Source organism: Vibrio sp., assembly GCF_050299255.1.
Lineage (GTDB): Bacteria > Pseudomonadota > Gammaproteobacteria > Enterobacterales > Vibrionaceae > Vibrio.
Genome location: NZ_JBNKVP010000101.1, coordinates 1 through 9,189, shown reverse-complemented (window position 1 = coordinate 9,189; position 9,189 = coordinate 1). Strand labels below are relative to the sequence as shown.

8 protein-coding genes are annotated in these 9,189 nt (G+C 52.0%); 6 read left to right on the top strand and 2 right to left on the bottom strand.

Annotation, left to right across the window (positions count from 1 at the left end; genetic code table 11):
- The 6 genes from ACQY6F_RS17155 to ACQY6F_RS17130 all read left to right on the top strand — a co-directional run.
- Window positions 1-82 (top strand): DUF440 family protein (locus ACQY6F_RS17155; RefSeq protein WP_428776169.1); only part of this gene is annotated, 82 nt, incomplete at its 5' end.
- A 190-nt stretch (window positions 83-272) separates the two neighbouring features.
- Entirely contained in the window at window positions 273-1,001 is a 729-nt protein-coding gene (gene hutC, locus ACQY6F_RS17150) for a histidine utilization repressor (RefSeq protein WP_428776167.1), read from the top strand.
- 96 nt (window positions 1,002-1,097) lie between these two features.
- Window positions 1,098-2,315: an imidazolonepropionase gene (gene hutI, locus ACQY6F_RS17145; protein WP_428776165.1), complete on the top strand. Its 1,218-nt coding sequence runs from the start codon at window positions 1,098-1,100 to the stop codon at window positions 2,313-2,315.
- Entirely contained in the window at window positions 2,308-3,312 is a 1,005-nt protein-coding gene (gene hutG / locus ACQY6F_RS17140) for a formimidoylglutamase (RefSeq protein ID WP_428776164.1), read from the top strand. Before hutI ends, hutG begins: the two co-directional genes overlap by 8 nt.
- 145 nt (window positions 3,313-3,457) lie before the next feature.
- Window positions 3,458-4,999 (top strand): histidine ammonia-lyase, encoded by a 1,542-nt coding sequence (gene hutH / locus ACQY6F_RS17135; protein WP_428776163.1) that lies wholly within the window; start codon window positions 3,458-3,460, stop codon window positions 4,997-4,999.
- Between the two features lie 143 nt (window positions 5,000-5,142).
- A complete protein-coding gene (locus ACQY6F_RS17130; protein ID WP_428776161.1) occupies window positions 5,143-5,868 on the top strand; it encodes a DUF3581 domain-containing protein in 726 nt (241 codons plus the stop codon).
- Between the two features lie 62 nt (window positions 5,869-5,930).
- On the opposite strand, the gene ACQY6F_RS17125 is transcribed toward ACQY6F_RS17130, so the two are convergent.
- Window positions 5,931-6,392 carry a methyltransferase family protein gene (locus tag ACQY6F_RS17125; RefSeq protein WP_428776159.1) on the bottom strand — a complete coding sequence of 154 codons (462 nt, stop codon included), beginning with the start codon at window positions 6,390-6,392 and terminating at the stop codon, window positions 5,931-5,933.
- A gap of 49 nt (window positions 6,393-6,441) precedes the next feature.
- A partial coding sequence (gene ydiJ, locus ACQY6F_RS17120; protein WP_428776157.1) for a D-2-hydroxyglutarate dehydrogenase YdiJ occupies window positions 6,442-9,189 on the bottom strand: 2,748 nt, incomplete at its 5' end.

Below are 9,189 nucleotides of genomic sequence, written 5' to 3'. Positions count from 1 at the left end.
ACTGGACGATGTGTTTGCCCGTCTGTTGATCAGCCGCGATCCAGAACACAACTTCTGCCATGTTCTTTGGAAGCGAGATTAATAGCTGCCACCTTGCTGGTCTCGAGCCAGCAAGGTAACTATTTCTCAGCTAGGTAACTATTCCTCATCTATTGGGCCCATAACCATCTTATAGGCCTGCCCCACTTTTCCGCACAGTTTTTGTCACCTTACTTGCAATCAGGCGTTTATTGTATAACCATTTGTATATTCAATTATGCATGAGCGTTAGCATGTCAGAAGCACCACTTTACCTGCAGATTAAACAGTACATTCAAGACAAGATTGATAACGGCCAATGGCCGGTTGGTCACCGAATATCCACTGAGATGGAGCTGACAGAGCAGTTCGATGTCAGCAGAATGACAGTCAATAAAGCCATACGCGATCTGGTGTCTGAAGGCAGACTACAGCGACGTCCAAGACTGGGAACATTTGTCTGTGCGCCGGATACCAAAGCTGAATCACCGCTGTTGGATATCCGCAATATTGCTGAAGAAGTGCAGCAACGTGGCCATAAATACAGTAACCAGGTGATCAAGCAACAGGCACTTAAGGCTGATGACCAGATCGCCACTAAACTGGGGGTCATGCTGGGTAGCCCGGTGTTCTACAGTGAAATTATCCACTATGAAGACAATATGCCGCTGCAGCTGGAACTGCGCTGGGTGAATGCTGCCTACGCGCCAAATTATCTGGAGCAGAACTTCAGCCAGATAACCCCACATCAATACCTGTCCGAAAACTGTCCGCTCAGTGCAATCGAACATACCGTAGAAGCGATAATCCCGAGCCATGCGGTACGCAGCTCGCTGAAACTACCTGGTGACGAGCCATGCCTGCTACTCAAGCGCCGAACCTGGAGTAAGGATAATCTGGTCAGCAGTGCCCTGCTGTACCACCCGGGCAGCAAATACAAATTAAGTTCTAAAGTAGAGCTGGGCAAAAGTACGTCATTCTAACTTTTGATCACATTTTATCTACATTGACCTTGATCAATTGTTCAGACCTAAACCATAATTTGTATATACATTAAATCAAGAGCGGAAATTGGAAATATGTCGCAGGTTATGGATGTCATTATTCGCAACGCCAGCATGGTGACCATGCAGCCCGGAGAAGCCGGTTACCAGGTTACTCCACCAGGCGATATCGCCATTAAAGATGGCAAAATACATTCTCTGCATCCAAGCCACTGTGAACTGGATTTCAGCCAGGAGTTTGACTGTCAGGGACAACTGCTGACACCGGGTTTGATCGATTGCCACACTCACTTGGTGTTTGCGGGCAGTCGCGCCAATGAATTTGAAATGCGCCTCAACGGTGTGCCATACGAGCAGATTGCCCGCCAGGGTGGCGGCATTGTGGCCACGGTGAAAGCCACTCGCCAGGCCAGTGAAGAGCAACTGCTGGAGCTGGCACTACCGCGCCTGGACGGGTTACTGCGTACCGGCGTCACTACCGTTGAGGTGAAATCAGGTTATGGTCTGACACTAAACGATGAGCTGAAAATGCTGCGGGCGGCCAAACGCCTGAGCGACCACCGCAAAGTAAATGTCACCACTACCCTGCTGGCGGCCCATGCGGTACCTGGCGAATATCAGAACCGCGCCGATGCCTATATCGACTACGTGTGCGAAGAAATTATTCCGGCGACCGCAGAACAGCAACTGGCGGACAGTGTCGATGTGTTCTGCGAATCGATCGGCTTCAACCTGGAACAAACTGAACGGGTGTTTCAGGCCGCACAAAAACACAAGCTGGCAATAAAAGGCCACACGGAACAACTATCAAATCTGGGTGGCAGCGCCCTGACGGCGCGTTACCACGGGTTATCTGTCGACCACGTCGAGTTTCTGGATCAGGCCGGTGTCGCCGCGCTGGCCGATGCAGGCACCGTAGCGACACTGCTGCCGGGTGCGTTTTACTTCCTGCGCGAGAGTCAATTACCGCCCATCGATTTATTACGCCAGTATCAGGTACCGATGGCGATTGGCAGCGACTTCAACCCGGGCACTTCGCCGATCGCTGATTTGACCATGATGATGAATATGGCCTGTACCCTGTTTCGCCTTACTCCGGAAGAAGCACTGCGTGGTGTCACCTGCCATGCAGCGCAGGCACTGGGACAAGCGAACCTGCGCGGAAAAATTCAACCGGGATTCGCAGCCGATTTCGCCGTCTGGCAGCTCCGTCATCCGGCAGAACTGAGTTATCAGGTTGGCGTCAGTCAGCTGACCGCCCGTATCGTAAATGGAGAGATATGCCATGGCTGATCAGTCTCAAATTCACCAGGATTTTCACTGGCAGGGTCGCCACGACGCCGAAGATGGTGAACAGGGTAAACGCGTCCACCACGTGATGCAGCTAGTTGCGGTTGAGCAACTGGCCCAACATGACAAAGCAGTGTGCCTGCTGGGATTTGCCAGCGATGCTGGCGTAGCACGTAACAAAGGTCGCGTGGGAGCAAGCCAGGCACCGGATTACATTCGTAAGGCTCTGGCCAATATGGCCTGGCACAACCAAACCGGTCTGGTGGATCTGGGTAACGTTGTCTGTGAAGACGACAACCTGGAGCAGAGTCAGAGCGCCTGTGCCAGTCTCATCACTAAAGCCTTGCGACATGCACCGGTGATCACCTTAGGCGGCGGTCATGAAGTAGCCTGGGCATCCTTTCAGGGCTTAGCACGCCACCTGCAGGAGCAAGACTTAGCGAAAGCTCCGAAAATCGGCATCATCAATTTCGATGCCCATTTTGACCTGCGTGCGTTTGAAAGTCCGACTGCCAATGTGAAAGCCAGTTCGGGCACGCCTTTTAACCAGATCGCGGATTTTTGTCAGCAGCACAACTGGCCTTTCCACTATGCCTGTCTGGGCGTCAGCCGGGCCAGCAATACCCAGGCACTGTTTAACCGTGCCGACGAACTAGGTGTCTGGTATGTGGAAGACAAAGACCTGTCTCATATCAACCACATCTACCACCTGACTCAGCTGCAGCATTTTATCGATAACAGCGATTACCTGTATCTGACCATAGATCTGGACGTATTTCCGGCCGCTACTGCGCCCGGCGTCAGTGCTCCGGCAGCGCGTGGCGTCAGCTACGACAGCCTCGCGCTGTTTCTGGACAGAGTGCTGCACTACAACAACAAACTGATTTTGGCCGACATCGCCGAGTACAACCCTACTTACGACGTCGATAGCCAGACGGCTCGCCTGGCCTCCCGCCTATGCTGGGATATCGCCAACGCGATGTCGGAAAACCTGAAATAACCGCTGACACCAATATCGCCCGGGTACCGCTCAATGTGTCAGGCGTCAGGCAAATGCCGGTAACGTTATCGCTAAACAGGCTACGCGCAGCAAGGTCCGGAGCTGTCCAAGCTGAACGAAGAAATGAAAGAAGCTTAAAAAAGGAATGAATAACATGCTGAACATAGTGCTAAAGCCAGGACAACTTCACTTGAAACAGCTTCGTCAGATCAGTCGTTCGCCGCTCAAATTATCGCTGGATCCTGCTGCAGTCGACGCCATCAATGAAAGTACCAAAGTGGTCGATCAGGTGATAGCGGAAGACCGCACTGTGTATGGCATTAACACTGGATTTGGTTTGCTGGCGAATACCCGTATCGCACCGGAAGATCTGGAAACGTTGCAAAGAAGTATCGTGCTGTCTCATGCGGCGGGTATCGGCAAATTTATGTCCAATGAAACCGTACGCCTGATGATGGTGTTAAAGATCAACAGCCTGGCGCGCGGATACTCAGGCATCCGCCTGTCGGTTATTGAAGCGCTGATTAAGTTGGTCAACGCCGAGGTTTACCCATGCGTACCAGAAAAAGGTTCAGTGGGTGCATCTGGTGACTTAGCGCCGCTGGCTCATATGAGTACGCTGCTGCTGGGTGAAGGTCAGGCACGTCATAACGGCAAATTTCTGACTGGGCTGGAAGCACTGCGCGTCGCGGGACTGGAGCCAATCACCCTGGCCCCCAAAGAAGGTTTGGCGCTGCTAAACGGTACCCAGGCGTCGACGGCCTTAGCTCTGGAAGGATTGTTCGTTGCAGAAGACCTGTACGCTTCAGCAACTGTATGTGGTGCGATGTCAGTAGAAGCGGCGCTGGGTAGCCGCCGGCCGTTTGACCCGCGTATCCATCGCGCTCGTGGCCATCGCAGTCAGATGGATGCTGCTACCGCTTACCGTCACCTGCTGGACAACAGCAGTGAGATTGGCGATTCACACACCGCCTGTGAAAGAGTTCAGGATCCCTATTCACTGCGCTGCCAGCCACAGGTGATGGGTGCCTGCCTGCAGCAGATCCGCAATGCCGCAGAAACGCTGGAAGTGGAAGCCAATTCGGTATCGGATAACCCACTGGTATTTGCCGAAGACGGTGACATCATCTCCGGGGGTAACTTTCACGCGGAGCCGGTCGCCATGGCAGCCGACAACCTGGCATTGGCCATTGCCGAAATCGGCAGCCTGTCTGAACGTCGTATGGCCCTGCTGATCGATAGCGCGCTGAGCAAACTGCCGCCCTTCCTGGTCGACAACGGCGGAGTGAACTCCGGCTTTATGATCGCTCAGGTCACTTCTGCCGCTCTGGCGAGCGAGAACAAATCCCTGGCTCATCCGGCGTCCATAGACAGCCTGCCAACCTCAGCCAACCAGGAAGACCACGTATCGATGGCAACCTTTGCTGCCCGTCGTCTGCGTGACATGGGTGAAAACACACGCGGAATTCTGGCGGTTGAATATCTTGCTTCTGCACAAGGGCTGGATTTCCGGGCGCCGAACAAATCCTCAGAGCGGGTCGAACAAGCCAAACAGATCCTGCGTGAAAAGGTACCTTTTTATGATAAGGACCGCTACTTCGCGCCGGATATTGAAAAGGCGAACAGCCTGCTGCAACAGGCGGTACACAACCATCTGATGCCAGAAGCTATTCTGCCGAGCGTTTAAGCAAAAAATTAAGATAAATCAAAGGGCTCCATCGAGTCCTTTTTTATTACTTTCGAGGCAAATCTAATTGTTTAACTGGATAGACCATTTAATTAGTATTGTCATATATAATTCACACCAGTTTTGGCTACTCCGTAGAGATTATGTTTTTAACACCTTATTTTTCGACTCAGAACGATCAGTTCCAGTTTACCCGCCAACAGGCAAGTCACTTTGCCAAGAAAGTGGCAGGTGATTACAACCCAATTCACGATGAAGACAGCAAACGTTTCTGCGTACCAGGCGATCTACTGTTTGCCGTATTGCTCAAGCGTGAAGGGATCAGTCAGAAAATGCGGTTTGATTTCTCCGGTATGGTCAGCGATGGCATTGCACTGAGCATCGACAACAAATGTGATCGGGAAGCCGCTGTCGTGGATCAAAACGGCAAAGAGTATTTGCACATGCGACGCGAAGGCGACGTTTGTCAGAACCCTGAGTTCATCGAACACGTGGTGACCAACTACGTACAATTCTCAGGCATGAACTTCCCTCACATCATGGTACCACTGATGGAACAGCAGCAGATGATGATCAACTGCCAGCGCCCGTTAGTTATCTACGAAAGCATGGAAGTGGAATTTGACCGCCTGGACCTCAACCACCCAGAAGTGGTGTTTTCAGGTGCAACGTTTGATGTGGAAGGCAAACGTGGTGTCGTGACACTGAACTTTGAGTTCAAAGAAGATAGCCTGGTGGTGGGTAAAGGTGTTAAACGTATGGTTGCCAGCGGCTTAAAACCTTACGACCAGGAAGCGGTTGACGATTTGGTACTGCGCTTTAACCAGCGTAAAAATGAATTCCTGACCAAGATGGAAAGCGCGGCGTAAACCGTCAGACCAGTTAAAAAAACCACCTGTTCAGGTGGTTTTTTCGTTGTTAGCGAAAGGAATTATATCCAGCGTCTGACGCGGCGTTTATAGACGAGATAATCTTCACCAAAGTACTGCTCAAGTATTCGCTCTTCCGGCTCAATCTGAAACCGATTCATGTAACCAACAAACAACAAACATACCGTCATGCTGAGCGCATTTTGCTGCCAGTATGCAAAGCCAAACAGCAGCAGTAACAGGCCCAGATACATCGGATTCCGACTGTAAGCAAATATGCCGCTCGAAACGATGGTCGATGCATTCTCCGGCTTGCCAGGATGTACCGTGGTTTTGGCCCGGCGAAACTCAACGATACCAGCCAGCCCGACAAAACCGGAGACCACAAAGCAACCGGCAAACACCAGTAACGGCAGTGGCAGAGGGATATCGAAGGTGTAAAAGATTTCTGCAATACGGTCGATCAGAACCAGGGCAATCAAAAACAGTACGACTGGCGGTACTTTGAGCTCAAGTTTATTCATATCATCTCCTGATAGAACAAACCCAGCCATGTAGCCGGGTTTGTAATGGTTAGCTGACAACCTGCAACAAAGCTTGCAGCGGATGCTTGACCTTCTGCTGTTCGAAGCGTTTCACCTGACTGCGGCACGAGTAGCCGGTGATCAGGCAGCGTTCAATCGGCAGGTTTTGCAGATTTGGCTGCCAGCTCAAAGCGTAGATGTCTTTTGACATCTGCAGCTTATCTTTTTCATGGCCAAATGTACCGGCCATACCACAGCAGCCAACCGGTACCGTTTTCAGCACAGAGTTGAAGTGAGCAAATATCTGCCCCCACTCTTTTTCGGCATTAGGCAGTTTGGTTTTCTCAGTGCAGTGTGCCAGCAGGTACCAGGCCTTATCGCTGGCATTAACCTGATGCTCAAATTGCTCCAGCCTCGGCAACAGATATTCATGCACCGTCAGGACGTCAAACTCACCCCGTTTGTCACCCAGTACTTCCACATACTCATCCCGGTAACAGAGCACCAGCGCCGGGTCGACCCCCACCATCGGGATACCCAAATCGGCAACCTGTTCCAAAAATGCCGCGGTGCTTTTCGCACTGCGGGCGAACTCCTGCAAAAAGCCTTTTATGTGCTGCGCCTTACCGTTGGGTTTAAACGGCAGGACAACCGGCGTTTTACCCAGTTTTGCCAGCAATCGGGCAAAATCTTCCACCACGTCTGCATCGTAATAGCTGGTAAACGGGTCCTGGACGATCAACACATGCTCAGCACGGCGCTGTTTTGACAAACCTGCCAAATATTGTAGGTCAAATTTTGTCAGGTTGTTTACCCGCTTAGCCAAAGTGGGCACTGACAACAACGGCGTGTCCACATAACCTACCGTTTTCGCGGTCAGTTGCTTCACCCACGGCTGCTTAATGGCGAAGTTCACCACCTGCGGCGCTTTCGCCATCAGCGGCAACATAGATTCGATATTGGCCACCAAATAGTCTTTGGCCGGACGCTGGTAGCGGGAGTGATAAATATTAAGGAAACGGGAACGGAAACTCGGCACGTCGACTTTGATCGGACACTGGCTGGCACACGCTTTACACGCCAGGCAACCATTCAGTGCATCATACACTTCATGAGAGAAATCCTCTTCATGTTGCCTATTGAGGTTATTGCGGACACGATTCAGCAACGACTTGATACTGGACTGGCCCTGCAAAATCTGCTGCTCCATATCCAGAATATCGATCCCCTGCTCCGTTAGCTGGCGCAACCACTCGCGTACCAGACCGGCACGGCCTTTAGGCGAATGACGCCGGTCAGCGGTGACCTTCATCGACGGACACATCGGAGATGACGTATCGTAGTTAAAGCAGAGTCCGTTACCGTTACACTCCATCGCCTGTTTGAAACTGTCACGCACCTTGACGTCGATCTGGCGATCAAAATAGCCGCGTTTGGTATCGCTGACTTTAACCAGTTCCGCGTCGCTATTCAGCGGGGTACATATTTTACCCGGGTTCATTTTGTTGTGCGGGTCGAAGGCAGCCTTAATTCGGCGCAATTCGGTAAACAGCTCATCACCAAAGAACTCCGGCCCATATTCAGAGCGGAATCCCTTACCGTGTTCACCCCACATCAAACCGCCGTATTTAGCAACCAGCTTGACCACTTCGTCGGACACTTCATGCATCAACGCTTCCTGTTTCGGGTCACACATGTCCAACGCCGGACGCACGTGTAACACGCCGGCGTCGACGTGACCAAACATGCCGTAGTTAAGCTGTTTGTTATCGAGCAACTGGCGGAAATCTGCGATGAAGTCAGCCAGGTTTTCAGGTGGCACACAGGTATCTTCGGCAAACGCTACCGGCTTGGCCCGGCCTTTTGCCGCGCCGAGTAATCCAACGGCTTTTTTACGCATGTTGTAGATGCGACCGATACTGGCCAGATCATCACAGACCTGATAACCGATAATTCCGGCTTGCTGGTTTTCAATCATGGCATCCAGTTTTTCGGTCAACTGGCTTACCTGCTCTGCCACTTCAGCTTCATCCTGGCTGGCAAATTCCACCATGTTGATGCCCAGCATCTCCTGGCCCGGGACATCGGTCAGCAGATCGCTGACGGTGTGCCAGACGATGTCTTCTTTGGCCAGGTTAAGCACTTTTGAATCCACCGTTTCCACTGACAGCGCTTTGGCTTCCACCATAAACGGCGCGTTACGCAGGGCAGAATCAAAACTGTTGTATTTGACGTTAACTAAGGTACGGGCTTTGGGAATCGGCGTCAGGTTGAGCTTGGCCTCGGTAATAAAGGCTAGCGAGCCTTCTGCGCCACACAGCACCCGGGTAAAATTGAACTGGTCGGTCTGTTCGTCCAGCGCATTTTTCAGGTCATAGCCGGTCAGAAAACGGTTCAGCGGCGGGAACTTGTCGACTATCTGCTGACGCTTAGTACGACACACTTGTTCAGTCACCTGGTACGCCTGGTGGGCGGACTCACCCGGCTGAGGCATACCATGGGATAAATCAGATTCCAGAATCGAGCCGTCGGCAAACACCGCTTGCAGCGATAAAACATGATCAGAGGTTTTACCGTATTTCAGTGATCCCTGACCGGATGCGTCAGTATTGATCATCCCCCCCAGTGTGGCGCGGTTACTGGTGGACAGGTCGGGCGAGAAAAAGTAACCGTACGGGCGCACTGCATCGTTGAGCTGATCTTTGATCACGCCGGTCTGGACCCTTACCCAACCCTGCTCCTGGTTGATTTCCAGGATTTGGTTCATATGCCGGGAAAGAGATCGGAAGAGCGTCGT